The organism is Pseudomonas sp. MD195_PC81_125, assembly GCF_014060985.1.
Classification (GTDB): Bacteria; Pseudomonadota; Gammaproteobacteria; order Pseudomonadales; family Pseudomonadaceae; genus Aquipseudomonas; species Aquipseudomonas parakoreensis.
Genome location: NZ_JABULD010000348.1, coordinates 1 through 21870, shown reverse-complemented (window position 1 = coordinate 21870; position 21870 = coordinate 1). Strand labels below are relative to the sequence as shown.

Annotated in this window: 16 protein-coding genes and 2 pseudogenes; 11 read left to right on the top strand and 7 right to left on the bottom strand. The window is 61.3% G+C overall.

Annotated features, from left to right (window positions below):
• Positions 1 to 74: 74 nt before the first annotated feature.
• Both HT737_RS14510 and HT737_RS14505 read right to left on the bottom strand, forming a co-directional pair.
• Complete coding sequence (locus HT737_RS14510) at positions 75 to 1643, bottom strand: phospholipase D family protein (protein WP_182403011.1); 1569 nt, start codon at positions 1641 to 1643, stop codon at positions 75 to 77.
• A gap of 60 nt (positions 1644 to 1703) precedes the next feature.
• Complete coding sequence (locus HT737_RS14505; protein ID WP_047297271.1) at positions 1704 to 3125, bottom strand: PLP-dependent aminotransferase family protein; 1422 nt, start codon at positions 3123 to 3125, stop codon at positions 1704 to 1706.
• A gap of 179 nt (positions 3126 to 3304) precedes the next feature.
• Between HT737_RS14505 and HT737_RS14500 the strand changes: the two genes are divergently transcribed.
• Entirely contained in the window at positions 3305 to 3550 is a 246-nt protein-coding gene (locus tag HT737_RS14500) for a DUF1127 domain-containing protein (protein WP_131670735.1), read from the top strand.
• 114 nt (positions 3551 to 3664) lie between these two features.
• Here HT737_RS14500 and HT737_RS14495 read toward each other — a convergent pair whose 3' ends face one another.
• Complete coding sequence (locus tag HT737_RS14495; protein ID WP_182403009.1) at positions 3665 to 4975, bottom strand: FAD-binding oxidoreductase; 1311 nt, start codon at positions 4973 to 4975, stop codon at positions 3665 to 3667.
• A gap of 147 nt (positions 4976 to 5122) precedes the next feature.
• On the opposite strand from HT737_RS14495, the gene HT737_RS14490 reads away from it, so the two are divergent.
• Complete coding sequence (locus HT737_RS14490) at positions 5123 to 5476, top strand: YkgJ family cysteine cluster protein (protein ID WP_041072178.1); 354 nt, start codon at positions 5123 to 5125, stop codon at positions 5474 to 5476.
• Between the two features lie 142 nt (positions 5477 to 5618).
• Here the strand turns inward: HT737_RS14490 and HT737_RS14485 are convergent, their stop codons facing one another.
• Positions 5619 to 6107: an Lrp/AsnC ligand binding domain-containing protein gene (locus tag HT737_RS14485; RefSeq protein ID WP_003177284.1), complete on the bottom strand. Its 489-nt coding sequence runs from the start codon at positions 6105 to 6107 to the stop codon at positions 5619 to 5621.
• Positions 6108 to 6263: 156 nt separating this feature from the next.
• On the opposite strand from HT737_RS14485, the pseudogene dadA reads away from it, so the two are divergent.
• The 6 genes and pseudogenes from dadA (at position 6264) to HT737_RS14455 (ending at position 12357) form a co-directional block, all read left to right on the top strand.
• Positions 6264 to 7569 (top strand): annotated as a pseudogene (gene dadA / locus HT737_RS14480) (D-amino acid dehydrogenase).
• On the top strand, positions 7541 to 7894 hold the full coding sequence (locus tag HT737_RS14475; RefSeq protein WP_041071962.1) for a RidA family protein: 354 nt from the start codon (positions 7541 to 7543) through the stop codon (positions 7892 to 7894). The pseudogene dadA and the gene HT737_RS14475 overlap by 29 nt, the downstream one beginning before the upstream one ends.
• Positions 7895 to 7988: 94 nt before the next feature.
• Positions 7989 to 9062 (top strand): alanine racemase, encoded by a 1074-nt coding sequence (gene alr, locus HT737_RS14470; protein WP_131670733.1) that lies wholly within the window; start codon positions 7989 to 7991, stop codon positions 9060 to 9062.
• Positions 9063 to 9150: 88 nt separating this feature from the next.
• Positions 9151 to 9699: a cupin domain-containing protein gene (locus HT737_RS14465; RefSeq protein ID WP_007920393.1), complete on the top strand. Its 549-nt coding sequence runs from the start codon at positions 9151 to 9153 to the stop codon at positions 9697 to 9699.
• Between the two features lie 182 nt (positions 9700 to 9881).
• Positions 9882 to 10298 (top strand): cytochrome c5 family protein, encoded by a 417-nt coding sequence (locus HT737_RS14460; RefSeq protein WP_041071964.1) that lies wholly within the window; start codon positions 9882 to 9884, stop codon positions 10296 to 10298.
• A gap of 136 nt (positions 10299 to 10434) precedes the next feature.
• Entirely contained in the window at positions 10435 to 12357 is a 1923-nt protein-coding gene (locus HT737_RS14455; RefSeq protein ID WP_182403007.1) for an acetyl-CoA hydrolase/transferase family protein, read from the top strand.
• A gap of 138 nt (positions 12358 to 12495) precedes the next feature.
• Here HT737_RS14455 and HT737_RS14450 read toward each other — a convergent pair whose 3' ends face one another.
• Both HT737_RS14450 and rep read right to left on the bottom strand, forming a co-directional pair.
• Positions 12496 to 13068 carry a xanthine phosphoribosyltransferase gene (locus tag HT737_RS14450; RefSeq protein ID WP_003229440.1) on the bottom strand — a complete coding sequence of 191 codons (573 nt, stop codon included), beginning with the start codon at positions 13066 to 13068 and terminating at the stop codon, positions 12496 to 12498.
• 57 nt (positions 13069 to 13125) lie between these two features.
• A complete protein-coding gene (gene rep / locus HT737_RS14445) occupies positions 13126 to 15135 on the bottom strand; it encodes a DNA helicase Rep (protein WP_027610430.1) in 2010 nt (669 codons plus the stop codon).
• A gap of 255 nt (positions 15136 to 15390) precedes the next feature.
• Between rep and HT737_RS14440 the strand changes: the two genes are divergently transcribed.
• On the top strand, positions 15391 to 17061 hold the full coding sequence (locus HT737_RS14440; RefSeq protein WP_182403005.1) for a bifunctional diguanylate cyclase/phosphodiesterase: 1671 nt from the start codon (positions 15391 to 15393) through the stop codon (positions 17059 to 17061).
• A 70-nt stretch (positions 17062 to 17131) separates the two neighbouring features.
• On the opposite strand, the gene HT737_RS14435 is transcribed toward HT737_RS14440, so the two are convergent.
• Entirely contained in the window at positions 17132 to 18532 is a 1401-nt protein-coding gene (locus HT737_RS14435) for a NorM family multidrug efflux MATE transporter (RefSeq protein ID WP_182403003.1), read from the bottom strand.
• A 153-nt stretch (positions 18533 to 18685) separates the two neighbouring features.
• Here HT737_RS14435 and HT737_RS14430 point away from each other — a divergent pair.
• Both HT737_RS14430 and HT737_RS14425 read left to right on the top strand, forming a co-directional pair.
• Positions 18686 to 19607 (top strand): annotated as a pseudogene (locus HT737_RS14430) (LysR substrate-binding domain-containing protein).
• A gap of 189 nt (positions 19608 to 19796) precedes the next feature.
• On the top strand, positions 19797 to 21773 hold the full coding sequence (locus tag HT737_RS14425; RefSeq protein ID WP_182403001.1) for a methyl-accepting chemotaxis protein: 1977 nt from the start codon (positions 19797 to 19799) through the stop codon (positions 21771 to 21773).
• The last annotated feature ends 97 nt before the right edge of the window (positions 21774 to 21870 follow it).

The following is a 21870-nucleotide window of genomic DNA, read 5'->3' as shown; positions in this document are numbered from 1 at the left end:
CCTGCGGCAGCCCCCTGCAGGGAAATCGCATTCCTCCACTCCAGGAGCTGCCGCAGGCTGCGATCTTTTGCTTTTTAAAGCATCCGTTCCAGGCCCACCGTGGTGCTGAACCACGCATTGAAGCGCCGCCACCAGCTCCCGGGTTCCTGGGTCAGCGTGTGCATCTGACCGTTGTCCTCGGTCACCCAGACAATCTTCCCATCCTGCAATTTCGCCTGATAACTCAGGGCTGGCGCCATGCCTTGCAGCGCCAGTTCGCGCACGTGTCCGGCCAGCTCCGGGCTGTCCACCAGCACCCCGACTTCGGTGTTCCACAACACTGAGCGCGGATCGAAGTTGAACGAGCCGATGAACGCTTTCTGTCGATCGAAAATCATCGCCTTGCTGTGCAGGCTGGAGTCCGAGCCGCGGAACGACTTGCTGTAAAACAAATGCGGACCGCTGCCATAGTTGTCCCCGGGCTGACGGCGCAGTTCATACAGTTTCACACCGTGTTCCAGCAACGCCTTGCGATACGGCGCATAACCTCCGTGCACCGCCGGCACATCGGTGGCTTGCAGCGAATTGGTCAGCAGGCTCACCGAGACCCCGGCGTCGGCGCGTCCGGTCAGGTACACCAGCCCCGGCTGGCCGGGCACGAAGTACGCCGAAATCATGATCAACTCTTTGCTGACGCCGCGCAGTTCCGGCGCCAGTTGCGTGGTCAGCAGCAGTTGCGGATCCGGCTCGTCCTTGGCTAGCACCTTGCTTGGCGCGTCCCACAGTGCCTGGTTCCAGGCCCAGATCAGTTCCTTGCGCCAGATATCCATGCGTGGCGCGGTCTTGAACGTCATCAACTGTTGATACAGCGCGTGGTTCTGTTTGCGGGTTTCATCCAGCGATTCTTCCAGGCGCGTGCGGGTGTTTTGCAGGTCTTTGATGCTCGGTTTGCTGGAGAGGAATTCGTCGATCGGCTTGCTCAGCGCGCTGTTCCAGTACTGGTCAAAACTGTGCCCGAGCTGTTCGGCCACCGGGCCCACGCTGAGCATGTCGATGTCGGTGAAATTCAGGTTCGGCTCGGCATCGAAGTACTCGTCGCCCAGATTGCGCCCGCCGACGATGGCCACGCTGTTGTCGGCCAGAAACAGTTTGTTGTGCATGCGCCGGTGTTGCAGCGACAGGTTGAACAGGCGTCCGGCTGCGCGGGTCACGCCGGTGCTGCGACCCAGGTGCAGCGGGTTGAACAGGCGAATCTGGATTTGTGGGTGCGCCGCCAGCGTGGCGATGATCGTGTCCAGACCGTCGCTGGTGGTGTCATCGAGCAGGATGCGTACGCGCACGCCGCGGTCGGCAGCCTTGAGCAGTTCTTCCACCAGCATCCGCGTGCTGACACCGTCGTGAACGATGTAGTACTGCAAGTCGAGGCTGGTTTGCGCATTGCGGATCAGCTCGGCGCGCGCGGTGAACGCTTCAGTGCTGTTGGACAGCAAGCGGAAGCCGGAACGGCCCTGATAGGGCGCGGCCTGGGCCTGGATCGAGCGGCCGAAGCTGGACTTCGACGCAGGCAAGGCCTGGCTCGGCTCACGGGGTACATCAAAGCTGGCGCAGCCGCTCAGGAGCGAGGCGAACATCAGCAAAGCGAGTAGGGGCTGTCTGAAGCTCACGTAGGAACGTTCCGGTCGGCTGCAAAGGTCGGCATATGGACGCTGATCACTCGAAAAAGGTCAGTCGGCTTCGGCCAGTAGTTTGATCGCCGCTGCGCCGACCTTGCGCACCGCTTCTTCGATCTGCGGTGTCGGTTTGGCAGCGTAGTTCATTCGCAGGCAATTGCGGTACTTGCCCGAGGCGGAAAAGATGCTGCCCACGGCGATCTGTACGCCTTGGTCATGCAACGCACGATTGAGTTTCAGCGTATCGAAACCCTCCGGCAATTCGACCCAGAGCATGAAGCTGCCCTGTGGACGGCTGGCGCGGGTGCCGGGCGGAAAATAGCGAGTGACCCAGTCGATCATGATGTCGCGATTACGCTGGTATTGCGTGCGCATCCGCCGCAAATGCGGTTCGAAGTGCCCGGACTTGAGAAATTCTGCGATGGCAATCTGCGGCTGCGGCGCGGTGGAACCGGTGCTGATGTATTTCATGTGCAGCACCCGTTCCAGATACCGTCCCGGCGCGACCCAACCGATGCGCAGCCCCGGCGCCAGAGTCTTGGAAAACGAACTGCACAGCAGCACGCGACCATCCTCGTCGAAGGATTTGATCGTGCGCGGTCGCGGGTAGGTGTAAGCCAGTTCGCCATACACGTCGTCCTCGATGATCGCCACATCGAAACGCTGCGCCAGCGTCAACAACGCGCGTTTGCGCGACTCCGGCATGATGTAGCCCAGCGGGTTGTTGCAGTTGGGGGTGATCTGGATGACCTTGATCGGCCACTGCTCCAGCGCCAGTTCCAGCGCTTCGAGGCTGATGCCGGTCAATGGATCGGTGGGGATTTCCAGGGCTTTCATGCCCAGCCCTTTGAGGGTCTGCATGGCGCCGTGGAAGCTCGGCGAATCCACCGCGACGATATCGCCCGGCTCGCAGATCGCGTGGATGCTGGTGGACAGCGCTTCGTGGCAACCGGTGGTGATCACCAGATCGCTGGCGCTCAACTGGCAGCCGGAATCGAGCATCAGTCGGGCGATCTGTTCGCGCAGTTCGAGGGTGCCGTGGATGTTGTCGTAATACAGCCCGGGCATGTCCTGCCGGCGGCTGATCCGCGCCAGCCCGCGCAGCAGTGGTTTCAGGGTGGGCGTGGTCACGTCGGGCATGCCGCGACCCAGTTGAACCACGTCCTTGCGCGGTACCGCGCGAATCAGCTCCAGCACTTGATCCCACTGCGAAATCTCCACCGGCCGCTGCGCCGGACGGCCGACGGCAGGCAGCTCCGGCAGCTCGCGACCGACCGGCACAAAGTAGCCTGACTTGGGTTTCGGCGTTGCCAGGCCGCTGTCTTCAAGCATGCGATAGGCCTGCTGCACGGTGCTCAGGCTGACCCCGTGTTCTACGCTCAGGGCGCGCACCGAAGGCAGGCGATCACCGGGACGGTAGAAGCCTTGTTCGATGCGGGTGCCGAGCAGCTCGGCGAGGTTCACATACAGGGTCATGGCACTGCCTCGATGCAGGTGATTCGTTAAACCAGTACAGATGCAGCAAAAATCGGTAATTCAGTCTCAGGAATGGCAAATCTGTATGGAGTTAATACAGATGGGTTGAATCTGTAATGCTTTTGCCGACCCGCGCATCATGGAATCTCTGGCTACCCAAGTAAACAGGAGCGACAAAAATGAACGGCTTGAGCGATGTGCGGCTGACGTTACACAGTCAGGAACTGGCGGCAGGGCAGGAGGACAGCGCATGGAATAGCGCCATGCGCAACGCGCCGTCCGGCCTGAGTCGCTGGGGCCTGTTCTGGCATCGTCTGCACACGCGCAAGGCGCTTTTGAACCTGACGCCGGAGCAGCTCAAAGATATTGGGCTGACCCGGGAGCAGGCGCAGGAGGAGGGGTTGAAGCCGTTCTGGCGGCTGTAACCTGATTTGGAATGCATTCCCCTGTAGGAGCTGCCGCAGGTGCGATCTTTTGACTTTTATTTTTGAAGAGCAGAAGATCGCAGCCTGCGGCAGCTCCTACAGGGGCAGCGGCTTTCAGACCAACTCTTTGAGCCGATGCCACAACATCCCCAACGCCAGCAACGGCGAACGCAAATGCTTGCCGCCGGGGAAAGTGATGTGCGGCACCTTGGCAAACAGTTCAAAGCCGCCGCTGTGCTGCCCGCTGATCGCCTCGGCCAGCAGCTTGCCGGCCAAGTGCGTGGCATTAACCCCGTGCCCGGAATAGGCTTGGGCGTAATACACGTTCGGCTGGTCTTTGAGTCGGCCAATCTGCGGCAGCCGGTTGGCACCGATGCCGATCATCCCGCCCCATTGATAGTCGATCTTCACGCCTGCCAGTTGTGGAAACACTTCGAGCATCTTCGGTTGCATGTAGGCGCCGATGTCCTTCGGATCACGCCCGGAATAATGGCAGGCACCGCCGAACAGCAGGCGCCGATCCGCCGAGAGCCGGTAGTAATCCAGCGCCACCCGCTGGTCGCAGACCGCCATGTTTTGCGGCAGCAGGCTGTGCGCCTGGGTTTCGCTCAACGGTTCGGTGGCGATGATGTAGCTGCCGGCCGGGAGCACTTTGCCGCTGAGTTGCGGATTGAGGTCGTTGAGGTAAGCGTTGCAGCCCAGCACCAGGGTTTTCGCCCGCACTGAACCTTGAGCGGTGTGGACGCGAACCTCGGTGCCGTAATCGATCCGCGTCACCGCCGATTGCTCGAACAGCTTCACACCCAATTGCTGTGCGGCAGCGGCTTCGCCCAGCGCCAGGTTCAGCGGGTGCAAATGCCCGGAGCCCATGTCGATCAAGCCGCCGACATAGCGTTTGGAGCCGACCACGGTGTGCATTTCATCCGCTTGCAGCAGGCGGGTTTGGTAGCGATAGCCGAGGCTGCGCAGTTCTTCGGCGTCTTCGGCAAAGCCTTCGAGATCGGCCGGTTTGTTGGCGAGGTCGCAATAGCCCCAGGTCAGATCGCAAGGGATCTGAAAGCGCTCGACGCGCTGGCGGACGATTTCAACTGCTTCCAGGCCCATCAGTTTCATCTGGCGTACACCGTCAGCGCCGATGACGTTGCTGAACTGTTCGAGACCGTGGCCGACCCCGCGAATCAACTGTCCGCCGTTGCGGCCACTGGCGCCCCAGCCGATCCGGTGCGCTTCCAGCAGCACCACGCTGAGGCCGCGTTCGGCCAGCTCCAGCGCGGTGTTCAGCCCGGAGAAGCCGCCGCCGACCACGCACACGTCCGCCTTCAGCTCGCCTTGCAGCGCCGGATGGTCAGGCTGCGGCAGGCTGCTGGCGGCGTAGTAAGAGGCAACGTGGGGTTGGCTCGCGAAGGTTCGGGCGCGGGCATTCATGGGCATCATCCAACGGCTGAGTGTCGAGAAAATTTGACGGAGCATAAGCCGCGCCGCCGAAGACCGGCAACACTGGTCGGCCGTTGCTGTCTGGATCACGGCTTTTGCGGCACAATTGCCGCCTATTTCATGTGGGTTACCGTTTCGATGAGTTGCAATCGCCAAACCCTTCGCGACCTGCGTCAGCAGATCCCCACGTTCGACTGCGTGCCGGGCTGCCATGACTGCTGTGGACCGGTGACCACTTCCCCGGAAGAAATGTCACGTCTGCCGCGCAAGACCCGCGCCGAACAGGATGCGGCGATGGAAGAGTTGAACTGTGTGCACCTGGGCCCCAATGGTTGCACGGTGTATGGCGAGCGGCCGTTGATTTGTCGCTTGTTCGGTACCACCAAAACCCTGCCGTGCCCGAACGGGCGGGGGCCGGTGGAGCTGATTCATCCACGGGTGGAAAAGCAGATCTTCGAGTACATGGCTTCGAACCGGCAGGTGCTGGTTTAGCGCAATTGCTGGAACTGAGTCGACCCAATCGCTGGCAAGCCAGCTCCCACAGTGATCGTTGTCGTTCGCAGAATATCTGTTGACCACTGAACCTGTGGGAGCTGGCTTGCCAGCGATGGGGCCGGATCAGGCAGCACAAATCTCAGTCCGGAATCGGCAGGCTCAGGCTCTCCTTCACCTCTTCCATCACGATATAGCTTTTGGACTCACGCACATGCGGCAGCTTCAACAGAATGTCGCCCAGCAGTTTGCGGTACGAAGCCATCTCGGAAATCCGCGCCTTCACCAGATAGTCGAAATCCCCTGACACCAGGTGGCATTCCAGCACGTGCGGCAGCTTCAGCACCGCGCGGCGGAACTCTTCGAACGTGTCGCCGGATTTGTAGTCGAGGCTGATCTCGACGAACACCAGCAGGCTACCTTTCAAGTGCTGCGGATTCAGGCGGGCGTTGTAGCCCATGATGATTCCCTCACGCTCCAGCCGTCGCACCCGCTCAGTGCACGGCGTGGTGGACAAACCGACCTTCTCCCCGAGTTCGGTAAACGATATCCGCCCGTCTGCCTGCAGGATCCGCAAGATGTTGCGGTCGATCTTGTCCAGCTCACGTTTGGTCTGAGTGTTGGTACGCATAGGGGATGCGCCTCCGTGAAAAGGGTTTTTGCCGAGAATTGTCGCCAAATATAGGCGCTTATATAGTGAAATGCACTGGCCATTCTTTTTTACACTGCGCGCATCATTGCTCTAACAACAGACGTACGCGGCCCTGCCGCGATGAGGGATACAAAAATGCGCGTAATGGTCTTGGGTAGCGGCGTCATCGGTACCGCCAGTGCTTACTATCTGGCCCGTGCCGGGTTTGAAGTGGTGGTGGTCGACCGGCAGCCAGCCGTGGCCATGGAGACCAGTTTCGCCAACGCCGGCCAGGTGTCGCCGGGTTATGCCTCGCCGTGGGCCGCGCCGGGCGTGCCGCTCAAGGCCATCAAATGGCTGCTGCAGCGCCACGCGCCGCTGGCGATCAAGGCCACCGCTGACATTGACCAGTACCTGTGGATGGCGCAGATGCTGCGCAACTGCACTGCCAGCCGTTACGCGGTGAACAAGGAGCGCATGGTGCGTCTGTCCGAGTACAGCCGCGACTGCCTCGACGAACTGCGCGCCGAAACCGGCATCGCCTACGAAGGCCGCAGCCTGGGCACCACGCAACTGTTCCGCACCCAGGCGCAGCTGGATGGCGCCGCCAAAGACATCGCCGTTTTGAAAGAATCCGGCGTGCCGTTTGAAGTCCTCGACCGCGCCGGCATTGCCCGCGTCGAGCCGGCGCTGGCCAATGTCACCGATATCCTCGCCGGCGCCTTGCGTCTGCCGAACGACCAGACGGGCGACTGCCAGATGTTCACCACGCGCCTGGCGGAAATGGCCGTGAAACTCGGTGTGGAATTCCGCTTCGGCCAGGATATCCAGCGCCTCGACTACGCCGGCGACCGCATCAATGGCGTGTGGATCGACGGCAAGCTGGAAACCGCCGACCGCTATGTGCTGGCCCTCGGCAGCTACTCGCCGCAGTTGCTCAAGCCGCTGGGCATCAAGGCCCCGGTGTATCCGCTCAAGGGCTACTCGCTGACCGTGCCGATCACCAACCCGGACATGGCCCCGACTTCGACCATTCTCGACGAGACCTACAAGGTCGCGATCACCCGTTTCGACAACCGCATCCGCGTCGGCGGCATGGCGGAAATCGCCGGTTTTGACCTGTCGCTCAACCCGCGTCGGCGCGAAACCCTGGAGATGATCGTCAACGACCTTTATCCTCAGGGCGGCAATCTGGCCGAGGCGAGCTTCTGGACCGGTTTGCGTCCGACCACGCCGGACGGTACACCAATCGTGGGTGCCACACCGTTCAAGAACCTGTTCCTCAACACCGGTCACGGCACCCTGGGTTGGACCATGGCGTGTGGTTCCGGTCGTTTGCTGGCCGATCTGATGGCGAAGAAAAAAGCCGCAGATCAGCGCCGAAGGCCTCGATATTTCCCGTTACGGCAACAAGCCTCAGGAGTCCGCAAAACATGGCAATCCAGCGCCAGCTCACCAATGAGCGCATGAGTCAGATCGTTACCCATAACGGCACCGTGTATCTGGCCGGTCAGGTCGGCGATGACTTCAACGCCGGGGTCGAACAGCAGACCCGCGACGTGCTCGCCAACATCGAGCGTTTGCTGGATCTGGCAGGGACTGACAAGCAGCATCTGCTGTCGGCGACGATCTACCTGAACGACATCGAGGCGCACTTTGCCGGGATGAACTCGGTGTGGGATCAGTGGCTGCCCAAAGGCGCCGCCCCGGCCCGCGCCACCGTCGAAGCGAAGATGGCCAAGCCGAGCATCCTGGTCGAGATTTCCATCGTCGCCGCGTTGCCGTAACCGTTTCAAAGATCCCTCTCCCGGCGCTGTTGGCGGTTCACGCCGTCAGCCAGCGCCGGTTTTTATTCCCATGACCGCCTAGAAGTCTGCCGCCATGCGTCCTGCCCGTGCCCTGATCGACCTAGAAGCCCTGCGCCACAACTACCGAATTGCCCGCGAAGTCACTGGCGCCAAGGCGCTGGCGGTGATCAAGGCTGATGCCTACGGGCACGGCGCGGTGCGTTGCGCCCAGGCGCTGGAAGCCGAGGCCGACGGGTTCGCCGTCGCCTGCATCGAAGAAGCACTGGAGCTGCGCGCGGCGGGCATCAAGGCCCCGGTGCTGTTGCTCGAAGGCATTTTCGAAGCCGATGAACTGGCGCTGATCGTCGAGCATGATTTCTGGTGCGTGGTGCATTCGTTGTGGCAGCTCGAAGCCATCGAGCAGGCGGCATTGAGCAAACCGATCACCGTGTGGTTGAAGCTCGATTCCGGGATGCACCGTGTGGGTCTGCATCCGAAGGATTACGCGGCGGCCTATCAGCGCCTGCTGGCCAGCGGCAAAGTGGCGAAGATCGTGCTGATGAGCCACTTCGCCCGCGCCGATGAGTTGCACGAGCAGAGCAGCGCCGATCAGGTCGCGGTGTTCGAAGCGGCGCGTCAGGGCCTGACGGCCGAAGTCAGCCTGCGCAACTCGCCGGCGGTGCTCGGTTGGCCGCAGATCCCCAGCGACTGGGTACGCCCGGGCATCATGCTCTATGGCGCCACCCCGTTCGAAGAAGCCAACGCCGTGGCCGAGCGCCTGCAACCGGTGATGACCCTCGAATCGAAAGTCATCTGCGTGCGTGAATTGCCCGCCGGCGAGCCGATCGGCTACGGCGCCAAATTCATTACCGACAAGCCGATGCGCATCGGCGTGGTGGCCATGGGGTATGCCGACGGCTACCCGCGTCAGGCACCGACCGGCACGCCAGTGCTGGTGGCCGGTAAACGCAGCCGGATTCTTGGCCGTGTGTCGATGGACATGCTGTGCATCGACCTCACTGAGGTGCCGGAAGCCGACCTCGGTTCGACCGTCGAGCTGTGGGGCAAAAACATTCTCGCCAGCGAAGTGGCGCAGTGGGCGGACACCATTCCGTATCAGATCTTCTGCAACCTGCGTCGGGTGCCAAGGCTCTATTCCGAGGGTTGACGCCGCTGCGGGGGCCAAGTGTTGTAAATACTGAACGCTGTCGCCATGATAACGCTCAATATTCTTACAACATCAGGAGGCTCCCGCCTTGGACGTCGGTGAACGACTGCAATCGATCCGCAAGCTCAAAGGGCTTTCCCAGCGTGAACTCGCCAAACGCGCGGGCGTCACCAACAGCACCATTTCGATGATCGAAAAGAACAGCGTCAGCCCTTCGATCAGTTCGCTGAGGAAGGTACTGGGCGGGATTCCCATGTCCATGGTCGAGTTCTTTTCCGAAGAAATCCTGCAGGAAGTCCCGACCCAGATCGTCTACAAGGCCAACGAGCTGATCGACATCTCCGACGGCGCGGTGACCATGAAGCTGGTCGGCCGCGCGCACCCGAGCCGGGCCATCGCATTCCTCAACGAAATCTACCCGCCCGGCGCCGATACCGGCGAAGAAATGCTCACCCATGAAGGCGAGGAAACCGGGATTCTGGTGGAAGGTCGTCTGGAACTGGTGGTGGGGCTGGAAACTTTTATTCTCGAAGCCGGCGACAGCTACTATTTTGAAAGTACCAAGCCGCACCGTTTCCGTAATCCGTTCGACGCGCCTGCGCGACTAATCAGCGCAGCCACGCCGGCGAATTTTTAAACACAGAGGCGCCAGGCCATGACGGCGAAGGCATCCGAAGAGTTTTTCCACTGCGCGGTATAACCCCTTCGACTATGGGGTTGTTTCAGTGTGGCGGGCTACCCGCTATACTTGCGCCCGCCTGCGAACCGTGGCCGCAGGCGTGAATAGCCACCATTGAGGGTGAACGCGTGAACCTAATTATGAAAATGCTGGCCGCACCAGCAACCGTACTGGCCCTCTGGGCTGTCAGCGCTCAAGCTGCGACGAATGACGACATTGCCAAGCGCCTCGAGCCAGTGGGCCAGGTGTGCGTTCAGGGGCAGGAATGCAAAGGAATGGAAGTCGCTGCCTCTGCGGGCGGCGGCGGTGGTGCGAAGACCCCGGATGAAGTGATTGCAAAACATTGCAACGCTTGCCACGGCACTGGTTTGTTGGGCGCCCCGAAAATCGGTGACACCGCCGCCTGGAAAGACCGCGCCGATCATCAGGGCGGCCTCGACGGCATCCTGGCCAAAGCCATCACCGGCATCAACTCCATGCCGCCGAAAGGCACTTGCGCCGATTGCTCGGATGACGAGTTGAAAGGCGCGATCCAGAAGATGTCCGGCCTGAAATAAGCCGCGCTTCTGACGAAAAAAAACCGTCTTCGGACGGTTTTTTTGTGCCTGCGATTCGCGACCTGGGCTGTCCTTTGCAGCAAAGTCGAGGCAAGCTCGGTCTACCTCTATTCACGGAACGGGCAGGAGGCTACAGATGGTGCAGTTGTGTTCGATCGAACAGGCAGTGGACGAGGTGCTCGCACGCTTGCCGGCGCATATCCACATGGGCATGCCGCTGGGGCTGGGCAAGCCCAATCACTTCGTCAACGCGCTGTACCGGCGCATCAAGGGCCTGCCCGAACGGCAACTGACGATGTACACCGCGCTGTGCCTGGGGCGGCCGACGCTGGGCGACGGTCTGCAGAAGCGCTTCATCGAACCCTTCGTCGAGCGTGTATTCGGTGATTACCCCGAATTCGATTTCCTCGCCGACCTGCGCCGCGACAGCCTGCCCGCCAACATCCGTATCGAACAGTTCTTCATGCAGCCCGGCAGCCTGCTCAACAGCGCGCCGGCCCAGCAGGATTACGTCAGCAGCAACTACAGCCACGCCGCCCGCGACATCAATGCCGCCGGCCTCAATCTGGTGGCGCAGTTACTTGCCAGCAGCAGCGAACATCCTGATCGGTTGAGCCTGAGCTGCAACCCGGACATCACCCTCGACCTGCTGCCGATGATCGCCAAGCGCCGCGATGCCGGGGAGACCATTCTGCTGGTGGGTCAGGTGCACACCGACCTGCCGTACATGCCCGGCGATGCCGAAGTCGATATCGACACCTTCGACCTGCTGATCGACGCGAAGGACAGCAGCACGCTGTTTTCCACGCCGAACATGCCGGTGGGCTTTCAGGATCATTTCATCGGTTTGCACGCCAGCACGCTGGTGCGCGACGGCGGCACCTTGCAGATCGGCATCGGCTCGATGGGCGATGCGCTGACCGCCGCACTGCTGGCACGGCAGGCGGACAACGCCGGTTATCAGGCCCTGCTCAATGACATCAATCTCAGCCAGTGGGCGCAGTTGATCGAACGCGAGGGCGGCACCACGCCATTCGCCAAAGGCCTGTATGGCTGCAGTGAGATGTTCGTCAATGGTTTGCTGGTGCTGGCCGATGCCGGGATCATCCGGCGCAAAGTCTACCCCGACATGCAGACTCAGGAGCAGGCCAACGCCGGCACCCTCGATGAAGCGGCGCAGACCGATGGCATCTCGGTGCACGGTGGCTTCTTCCTCGGCCCGCGCAGTTTCTACGAGCGTCTGCGCGAGCTGCCGCAGAGCAAGCGCCTCGAATTCAACATGACCCGCATCAGCTACATCAACGAGCTGTACGGTCAGGAAGAGCTCAAGCGCTTGCAGCGCCTCGATGCCCGGTTCATCAACACCGTATTCACCATGACCCTGATGGGCGCGGGTGTGGCCGATCAACTGGAAGACGGGCGGGTGCTCAGCGGGGTTGGCGGGCAATACAACTTCGTCGCCCAAGGCCACGCGCTGCACGATGCGCGCTCGATTCTGATCCTGCGCAGCTGGCGCGAGTCCGGCGGCGAGGTCAGTTCGAACATTGTCTGGGAGTACGGCCACTGCACGATTCCACGGCACCTGCGTGACATCGTGGTCACCGAGTACGGCATCGCCGACCTGCGCGGCAAGTCCGATGCGGTGGTGATCGAGTCGTTGCTCAATATCAGCGATTCACGCTTCCAGTCGGGGTTGATCGAGCAGGCACAAAAGGTCGGCAAGCTGCCGAAGGACTTCCGCCTCGATCCGCGATTTGCCGACAACACCCCGCAACGCTTGCAGGCCATCGCCGCAAAGCATCCGAACCTGTTTCCGGAGTATCCGCTGGGTTGTGATTTCACCGCGATCGAGCGCGATCTGTTGCGAGCGCTGAACTGGCTGAAAAGTAAGTTCAAGCTGAGTGAGATATTGGAGCTGGGCAAGGCTGCGCTGGATGCGCCGGAGGCTGCGTTGTATCCCGAGCATCTGGAGCGGATGCAGCTGACCAGCCCGGAAGGCCTGAAAGAAGACCTGTTCCAGCGCCTGCTGCTCACCGGCCTGAAGGCCACCGCGCAATAAAAAAACGACAAAAAAACTGTGGGAGCGGGCTTGCCCGCGATGGCGGTGTATCAGTCAACGTGGATGTTGAAGGATAGGTCGCCATCGCTGGCAAGCCAGCTCCCACAGGAATTGCGGTGTGTTCGCGTCTTTCAGCCGTTACTCGATGAAGGTGACGACACCATCCTTCAGCGACTTCACGCGAGCCAGCGATTCAACGCGATAGCCCTGCGAGTCCAGCTCGGCACGCCCACCCTGGAATGACTTCTCGATCACGATGCCCAGACCGGCCACCGTGGCGCCAGCCTGTTTGATGATCGAGATCAGCGCCTGCGAGGCCTTACCGTTGGCCAGGAAGTCGTCGATGATCAGCACGCGGTCGCTGCTGGTCAGGTGACGCGGGGAGATGGCCACGGTGCTTTCGGTCTTCTTGGTGAACGAGTAAACGGTCGCCGACAGCAGGTTTTCGGTCAGGGTCAGGGACTGTTGCTTGCGGGCGAAGATCACCGGCACGCCGAGGTTCAGACCGGTCATGATCGCCGGGGCAATGCCCGAGGCTTCGATGGTGACGATCTTGGTGATGCCCGAATCCTTGAACAGCGTGGCGAATTCGTCGCCAATAAGCTTCATCAGGGCCGGGTCGATCTGGTGGTTCAGGAAGGCGTCGACCTTCAGGACCTGGTCGGAAAGCACGATGCCTTGTTCGCGGATTTTCTGGTGCAATGCTTCCATGAAGCTGTCCTCATTTGGCGCTTTGTGCGCCGAAGGTCTAGTAAAAAGTGGTCAATTCTAGCGCTTTAACATCGCGCGTATATCAGCCAGTGCGCTGTTGCCCCGCACGGCTTTGACTTCGGTCGGTGTGTCGTCGTTGCCTTCCCACGCCAGATCGTCCGGCGGCAGTTCATCGAGGAAGCGGCTGGGCGCGCAATCGATGATCTCGCCATACTGTTTGCGTTTGGCAGCGAAGGTGAAGGCCAGGGTCTGACGCGCGCGGGTGATGCCCACGTAGGCCAGGCGGCGTTCCTCTTCGATGGTGTCGGCTTCGATGCTGGAGCGGTGCGGAAGGATTTCCTCTTCCATGCCCATGATGAACACGTAAGGGAATTCCAGGCCCTTGGACGCATGCAGGGTCATCATCTGCACGCCTTCGGCGCCGTCCTCTTCTTCCTGCTGACGCTCGAGCATGTCGCGCAGGACCAGTTTGCCGATGGCGTCTTCGACGGTCATCTCGCCGTCTTCGTCTTTTTCCAGGGTGTTCTTCAAGGCCTCGATCAGGAACCAGACGTTGCTCATCCGGTAGTCCGCAGCCTTGTCGCTGGAACTGTTGGTACGCAGCCAGTTCTCGTAGTCGATGTCCATGACCATGCTGCGCAGGGCCGAGATCGGGTCTTCGCCGGCGCACTGTTCACGGACCTTGTCCATAAAGCGTTTGAAGCGCGACAGGCGATCGGTGAAGCGGCTGTCCAGATGCTCGCCCAGACCGATTTCGTCAGTGGCGGCGTACATCGAGATCTTGCGTTCGGTGGCGTAGTTGCCGAGTTTTTCCAGCGTCGTGGAGCCGATTTCCCGACGCGGCACGTTGATCACCCGCAGGAAGGCGTTGTCGTCATCCGGGTTCACGATCAGGCGGAAGTAGGCCATCAGGTCCTTCACTTCCTGACGCCCGAAGAAACTGTTGCCGCCGCTCAGGCGATACGGCACTTGGTGATGCTGCAACTTCAGTTCGATCAGCTTGGCCTGGTAGTTGCCGCGATAGAGAATCGCAAAATCGCTGTACGGGCGGTCGGTACGCAAGTGCAGGCTGAGGATTTCCATGGCCACGCGCTCGGCTTCGGCGTCCTCGTTGCGGCAGCGGATCACGCGGATCTCGTCGCCGTGGCCCATCTCACTCCACAGCTGCTTTTCGAATTCGTGCGGGTTGTTCGAGATCAGCACGTTGGCGCAGCGCAGGATGCGGCTGGTGGAGCGGTAGTTCTGCTCCAGCATCACCACTTTCAGCGACGGATAGTCGTCCTTGAGCAGCATCAGGTTTTCCGGCCGCGCGCCGCGCCAGGCGTAGATCGACTGGTCGTCGTCGCCCACCACGGTGAACTGGTTGCGCTTGCCGATGAGCATTTTCACCAGCAGGTACTGGCTGGCGTTGGTGTCCTGGTATTCGTCGACCAGCAGGTAACGCACCTTGTTCTGCCACTTTTCGAGAATGTCGGCGTGCTCTTCGAAGAGCTTTACCGGCAGCAGGATCAGGTCGTCGAAGTCCACCGCATTGAACGCTTTGAGTGTGCGCTGGTAGTGGGTGTAAACGATGGCAGCGGTCTGTTCCTTGGGATTGCGCGCGTTTTCCAGCGCCTGGGCCGGCAGGATCAGGTCGTTTTTCCAGGCGCCGATCATGTTCTTGATCTCGTCGACGCCGTCGTCGCCTGCGTATTCCTTCTGCATGATGTCGGTCATCAGGGCTTTGACGTCGGTCTCGTCGAAGATCGAGAAACCGGGTTTGTAGCCCAGCCGCGCATGCTCCTTGCGGATGATGTTCAGGCCCAGGTTGTGGAAGGTGCAGACCGTCAGGCCGCGACCTTCACCGGCGCGCAGCAGGGTGCCGACCCGCTCCTTCATCTCGCGCGCAGCCTTGTTGGTAAAGGTCATGGCGACGATGTACTGGGCGCGGATGCCGCAGTTCTGGATCAGGTGCGCAATCTTGCGGGTGATCACGCTGGTCTTGCCGGAGCCAGCGCCGGCGAGCACCAATAGAGGGCCGCCGACGTAGTTCACGGCTTCTTGCTGCCGGGGATTGAGTCGGGACATACGAAAATTCGGGAGTCGTTGACGAAATGGGCCGGCATTTTAACAGGCTCAGCGATTTGTGCTGCTCTCTCCGACTTGTGACGCACCACGCGATTCAAATTTGCCGGTTTTGTTACTTTCGCGGAGGATACACGGTGATTTTGCGGCTAATGTTCTCATTCGTGACACAAAAATAACGTTCTGATAATCGTTGTCATTGAACATCGCAACGGCATAATGCCCCGCCCACATCATTGCAGAGTCTAGGGAGCTAGCTTGTCTACGCCTGTCGAACCCTTGCGTTTGCTGCTACTGGCCGAAGAGCCAGCGTGGACAGCGTTATTGCGCGAGTGTCTGGCTCCGATGGGGAGCGCGGCGGTGCTGATCAGCGCGCCGAGCTGGGAGTCGGTTAGCAGTCTGTTCGAAGACAATCGCCACGCGGTGTTGTTGACCGTTCCCGCGTTGCAGCCGGCCCCGGGCCGTTGCAGCCTGCCGACGGTGTTGCTGCTGGATCACGAGCCGGCCACCGCGCCGGTGGGTGTCAGCGACTGGCTGGTGTTCGATGCCCTCGACGCCGGCATGCTCCGTCGTTGTTTGCGCCATGTGCGTGAGCGCGGCGTGCTGGAAAACACCCTGCAACGCCTCGCCGAACAGGATCCGCTGACCGGCATCGCCAACCGCCAGGGTTTCCAGACCTTGCTCGCGGCGCGCCTGGCGGAAAACGACGGTCGCGGTCTGGCCCTCGGGCATCTCGATCTCGACAACTTCCGCCACGCCAACGACGCCCTCGGCCATCAGGCCGGCGACCGGCTGATCCTGCAGGTCGTTGCGCGGCTGAAAAGCCAGCTCGAGGCCGGTGATCAACTGGCGCGGCTGGGCAGCGACGAATTTGCCTTGCTGATCGACACTCGCCGTGCGCCACAACGCGCCGAGTGGATGGCCGAACGCATCACCGAAGCCTTGTCCGAGCCGTATTGGGTCGATGGCGAAAGCCTGTTGATCGGCTCCAGCCTCGGCATCGCTCATGCCCGCGCACAAGGTGGCGCCGATCCGCTGATGTGGCATGCGCACATCGCCATGCAGCAGGCCAAGAGCACCCAGGGCTGCACGTTCCATATCTTCAACGAACGCATCAACCGCAACGCGCGGAGCATGGCCGACCTCGAAAGCGAACTGCGCCGGGCCTTGCGTCGTGATGAGCTGGAGCTGCACTACCAGCCACGGCTGAATCTGGCGGACGGACAAATCGTCGGCCTCGAAGCGCTGGTACGCTGGCGTCATGGCGAGCGTGGTCTGCTGCCGCCGAGCGAATTCGTGCCGCTGGCTGAACAAAGCGGTTTGATCGTGCCGCTGGGTTACTGGGTGATTTCCCGCGCCCTGCGTGACATGCAGGCGCTGCGCGAGCGCGGGCTGCCTGCGCTGCACATGGCAATCAACCTGTCATTCCGTCAGTTTCAGGACAGTCAGTTGCTGCCGACGCTCAGTCGGCTGATTGCCGAGCGTGGGGTCGAGGCGCAGTGGCTGGAATTCGAACTCACCGAAACCGCCGTGATGCGCCGCAGCGATCTGGTCAAACAGACCATGGATGCCCTCGGCCGCCTCGGCGTGCGCTTCTCGCTGGATGACTTCGGCACCGGGTTCTCATCGTTCGTGCACCTCAACAGCCTGCCGATCACCTTGCTGAAGATCGACAAGAGCTTCGTCGGCGGCATGGAGCAGCGCGAAGAGAACCGCAAACTGGTGCACGCAATGATCAACCTCGCGCACAACTTGCATCTGGAAGTGGTGGCCGAAGGCGTGGAAACACCGGAACAGCTGGAATTGTTGCGCGGCTTTGGCTGCGATCAGGTGCAGGGATATCTGATCAGCCGGCCGTTGCCGTTGGCGGAGTTGGTTGAGTACCTGACGTTTGGCTCAAGCCAGCAGGTTTCTGTGGAGGCCGTTTAAAAGATCGCAGCCTGCGGCAGCTCCTACACAAATCCCTGTAGGAGCTGCCGAAGGCTGCGATCTTTTGATCCTAATCTGCGCGAACGGCCTCAAACCTCTGTGACACAGGCTCCAGCCGGATCATCCGCTTCATCTTCCATTCAAACGCCAGCGTCAGGCTCACCGCCGCACACGCCAGACCCAGCGCCAGACCCCACCAGACGCCCGTCGGTCCCCAATGCAGGTGGAACGCCATCCACCACGCCGCCGGCGCGCCGATCAGCCAATAGCAACCGAGGCCGACCAGAAACGTGGTTTTAGCGTCCTTGAGTCCACGGATACAGCCCATGGCAATCGTCTGTGTACCATCGAACAGCTCAAACCATGCCGCCACCGCCAGCAGGCTCACCGCCAGGCGGATCACCTCGGCAAACGCCGGGTCGTGGTGATCGAGGAACAACCCGACCAGTTGATTCGGCAACAGCCAGAACACCATGGCGAAACCCAGCATCACCACTGCGCCGAAGACGATGCCGACCCGGCCGGACATGCGTGCATCGCTCAGTTGCCCGGCGCCGTAGTGCTGGCCGACGCGCATGGTGATCGCATAAGACATCCCCGCCGGTACCATGAACGCTACCGAAACGATTTGCAGGGCAATCTGGTGTGCGCCCAGTTGCGTGCTGCCCATGGTGCCCATGCACAGCGCGGCGAAGGCGAACAAACCGACCTCCACGGCATAGGTGCCGCCAATCGGCAGGCCGAGTCGCCACAGTTCTTTCAGATACTGACGATTTGGCCGCGACAGGCCGGCGCGCAACGGGTAAGCGTCGTAGGCCGGGTGCCGACGGATGTGCCAGGCCAGCGCCAGCGCCATGCAGTTGGCAACGATTGCCGTGACCAGGCCGATGCCGGTCAGCCCCAGTTTCGGCAGGCCGAACAGGCCGGTGATCAGCGCGTAATTGAGCAGGAAGTTGGCCACAGTGCCGCCCAGGCTGATGACCATTACCGGCGTCGCCCGGCCGATCGCACTGGTAAAGCCGCGCAGGGCCATGAAGCTCAGATAGCCGGGCAGGGCAAAGGGCAGGGCGATGAGGAATTGCCCGGCGGCATGGACATTGGTTTCGGTTTGGCCGAACAGCAGTAACACCGGTTTCAGATTCCACAGCAGCAGACCGGCGCCCAGCGCCATCAGCCATGCCAGCCATAATCCGGCCTGAGTCAGGCGGGCCGCGCCGATGATGTCGCCGGCGCCCTGCCGGATCGCCACCAGGGTGCCGACCGCTGCGATCACGCCGATGCAGAAAATCGACACGAACGAATAACTTGCCGCGCCCAGTCCGCCACCGGCCAGCGCTTCGGGACTAAGGCGCGCCATCATCAGCGTGTCGGTCAGCACCATCAGCATGTGCGCCAACTGTGAAGCAATCAACGGCCCCGCCAGCCGCAGGATGGCCCAGAGTTCGGTACGCACAGGATGCTGCATGGTCATCACCACCCATTTATCAAAGGGAACACGAGACCGTCGATTCTCGGCGCTTGGCAGGGTTTGCACAAAAGGATAAAAAGGATGGGTGGCATGATTAAAACTCATCATGAGAACACCCCGTCGGGTTGACCGGATGCCGCTAAAGGAGCTCTGTGTATGTCCCGTCGTCTTCCACCCTTGTATGCCCTGCGCGCATTCGAAGCGGCGGCGCGGCACAGCTCGTTCACCCGGGCGGCCGAGGAGTTGTCGATCACCCAGAGTGCCGTCAGCCGGCACATCAAGACGCTGGAAGAGCATTTCGCCTGCAAGCTGTTTCACCGCAGCGGACGCAACCTGCAACTGACGGAATCGGCGCGGATGTTGTTGCCCGGCATTCGCGAGGGCTTTGCAGCCCTTGAGCGCGCCTGCAACACCTTGCGCGCCGAGGACGACATCCTGCGCATGAAAGCGCCATCGACCCTGACCATGCGCTGGCTGCTGGCGCGACTCAGTCGTTTCCGCCATCTGCAACCGGGTAACGAAGTGCAATTGACCAGTGCGTGGATGGACGTGGATTCGGTGGATTTCAACAATGAGCCATTCGATTGCGCGGTACTGCTCAGTGACGGGCACTTCCCGCCGGACTGGGAGGCCAGCCTGCTGTTTCCCGAAGAACTGATCCCGGTCGGCGCGCCGAACCTGTTGAACGATCAACCCTGGGACGTGGCGCGGCTGGCCTCCACCGAGTTGCTGCACCCGACCCCGGACCGGCGTGACTGGCGCAGTTGGCTGGAGCACATGGGGCTGTCCGATCAGGTCTCGCTCAAGGGTGGGCAGGTGTTCGATACCCTCGAACTGGGCATGATCGCTGCCGCCCGAGGCTATGGGGGTGTCGATGGGGGATCTGTTGATGGTCGCCGAGGACGTCGCGCAAGGAAGATTGAGCCTGCCGTGGCCGACTGCCGTCGCCAGTGGCCTGAATTACTACCTGGTATGGCCGAAAACCCGTCCGGGAGGTGAACGTTTGCGCCGTCTCAGTGATTTTCTGCAAGGCGAAGTGCGCGCCATGGTGCTGCCGCAGGTCAAGCGCTTGAGCTGAAACGTTAGAGCCGCCACAATGCCGGCCTTGCGCCATAACCCCGCTATTTACTCAAGTATTCGGTTTAACCGCCGAAAATGAGCATGTGGGACCGTCGTGCCGGTCTCCACGATTCCACCCCCATTATTAGAATTTTCCGAGCAGGTGCTGCGATCAAGGAGGATCCGGTGGCTCGGCCAGGAGCTGTTCATGTCTCAACCTCGTGCTCGGATCGCTTCGCAGCTGGGCCTCGCGCTCGCTGTGATACTGGCGATCGTCATCAGCGGCAGTACGGTATTCGCCCTGCGTTCGCTGGATTCCGCCAATCTCGCCACCCGTGAGGAACACCTCGCCAGTGAGGCGCGGCTGCTGGCTGACCAGTTGAGCACCTTCCACGGCACGCTGCGCGAGAGCACCCAGCGCCTGAGCGGGTTATTCGAGAAGCGCTTCAGCGCGGGCCTGAGCATTCACCCGGATGAACCGGTGAACGTCGCCGGCACCCAGACCCCGGGCCTGCACCTGGGTAGTGATGTGCTGAATAACAACTTCAAGGAAGTCGACGAGTTCAAGCAGATGACCGCCGGTGTCGCCACGCTGTTCGTGCGCAGCGGCGAAGATTTCGTGCGCGTCAGCACCTCGCTGACCAAACAGGACGGCACGCGCGCCATCGGCACTTTGCTCGATCATGCGCACCCCGCCTATGCCAGGTTGATGGCGGGGCAGGGCTACGTCGGCCGTGCCTTGTTGTTCGATCGTTCCTACATGACCCAATACACCCCGGTGCGCGACGGCAGCGGCAAGGTGATTGCGGTGTTGTTCGTTGGTTTTGACTACACCGATGCGCAGAACGCCCAGTTTGCCAATCTCAAGCGTTTCCGCATCGGCCAGACTGGTTCGTTGGCGCTGCTGGATGAGCAGAATAAATGGCTGGTGGCGCCCGCTGGCGTGCAAGCGCTGGATCAGGCCGTTCCGGTGATCAAGGGGCTGGCGGCGAAACCGGGCAAGGGTGAGTTCTGGAGCGACACCTCTGAAGACTTTTACAGCATTGCTGTTCCGTTCGAGGGCGGGCCGTGGTCGGTGGTGGCGAGCATGCCGAAAACCGAGATCCGCGCGGTGACCTGGAGCGTCGGTACGCAACTGGCTATCGGCAGTCTGTTGGCGATGTTGTTGGCGGTCGGTTCGGTGGTCTGGCTGCTGCGCAGCAAACTGGCGCCATTGAGCGATCTGGTACGTCAGGCCGAAGCCTTGGGCGCCGGTGATCTGAGCGTGCGCCTGAACGTGTCGAGCAATGACGAGATCGGCCAGCTGTCCCGCGCGTTCAACCAGATGAGCCAGGCGCTGTCGACCATGGTCGAGCACATCCGCCGCGCCTCGCAAGAGGTCAACAGCCGCGCCCAGGCGCTGTCCGGTTTGTCCGGCGGTGCGTACGAAGGTATGGAACAACAATCGGGTGAAATCACCAGCATGGCCGGCGCGGTGGAAGAGTTCAGCGCCACCTCGCTGAACATTGCCGACAACATGGGCGCGACTCAGCGTCTGGCGCAGGAAAATGCCCAGCAAACGCAGATCGGTCGCAGCTCGATGGAAGAAGCTTCGTCCTCGCTGGAGCAAATCGCTGGCGCGCTGAACACCACGGCGTCCGTGATCAACACGCTGGGTCAACGCTCTCAGGAAATTGGCGGCATCGTCAGTGTGATCACTTCGATTGCCGAACAGACCAACCTGCTTGCGCTCAACGCGGCGATTGAAGCGGCGCGGGCCGGTGAACAGGGCCGTGGTTTTGCCGTGGTGGCTGATGAAGTGCGTAACCTGGCGTCGCGCACCCGTCAGGCGACCGATGAAATTTCCGGGATGATCCACAGCATCCAGCAGGAAACCGGCAACGCCATCAGCACCATGGAGCAGGGCAATGTGCTGATGCAGGAAGGCCTGTCGCGCAACGCCAATGTGGCTTCGGCGCTGGCGCGGATCGATGAACAGAGCCGTTCGGCAGGGCAGCAGTTTGCGGCGATTACCACGGCGACGCAGGAGCAGAGCAGCACGGCGACGTTGCTCAGCAGCAATCTGCAGAGTATTGCGCTGGCCAACAGCGAGCAGCGTGAAGTGGTTTCCAACCTCGCGGTCACCGCCAAAGAGCTTGAAAAGCTGGCGGCGGACTTGCGTTCCGAGGTTGATCGCTTCCGTTGATACAGCCTTGATATAGCTTTCGCGAGCAGGCTCGCTCCCACAGTTTCCGGGGTCGCTCATAAATCGTTTGAGCACCCGAATAGTCTGTGAGAGCGAG

Excerpts from the sequence above, each read along its gene's own strand:
- HT737_RS14505 (WP_047297271.1), bottom strand. The coding sequence starts at position 3,125 with ATGACCCTGTATGTGAACCTCGCCGAGCTGCTCGGCACCCGCATCGAA.
- HT737_RS14500 (WP_131670735.1), top strand. The coding sequence starts at position 3,305 with ATGAACGGCTTGAGCGATGTGCGGCTGACGTTACACAGTCAGGAACTG.
- HT737_RS14495 (WP_182403009.1), bottom strand. The coding sequence starts at position 4,975 with ATGAATGCCCGCGCCCGAACCTTCGCGAGCCAACCCCACGTTGCCTCT.
- HT737_RS14490 (WP_041072178.1), top strand. The coding sequence starts at position 5,123 with ATGAGTTGCAATCGCCAAACCCTTCGCGACCTGCGTCAGCAGATCCCC.
- HT737_RS14485 (WP_003177284.1), bottom strand. The coding sequence starts at position 6,107 with ATGCGTACCAACACTCAGACCAAACGTGAGCTGGACAAGATCGACCGC.
- HT737_RS14475 (WP_041071962.1), top strand. The coding sequence starts at position 7,541 with ATGGCAATCCAGCGCCAGCTCACCAATGAGCGCATGAGTCAGATCGTT.
- alr (WP_131670733.1), top strand. The coding sequence starts at position 7,989 with ATGCGTCCTGCCCGTGCCCTGATCGACCTAGAAGCCCTGCGCCACAAC.
- HT737_RS14460 (WP_041071964.1), top strand. The coding sequence starts at position 9,882 with ATGAAAATGCTGGCCGCACCAGCAACCGTACTGGCCCTCTGGGCTGTC.
- HT737_RS14455 (WP_182403007.1), top strand. The coding sequence starts at position 10,435 with ATGGTGCAGTTGTGTTCGATCGAACAGGCAGTGGACGAGGTGCTCGCA.
- HT737_RS14450 (WP_003229440.1), bottom strand. The coding sequence starts at position 13,068 with ATGGAAGCATTGCACCAGAAAATCCGCGAACAAGGCATCGTGCTTTCC.
- rep (WP_027610430.1), bottom strand. The coding sequence starts at position 15,135 with ATGTCCCGACTCAATCCCCGGCAGCAAGAAGCCGTGAACTACGTCGGC.
- HT737_RS14435 (WP_182403003.1), bottom strand. The coding sequence starts at position 18,532 with ATGACCATGCAGCATCCTGTGCGTACCGAACTCTGGGCCATCCTGCGG.
- HT737_RS14425 (WP_182403001.1), top strand. The coding sequence starts at position 19,797 with ATGTCTCAACCTCGTGCTCGGATCGCTTCGCAGCTGGGCCTCGCGCTC.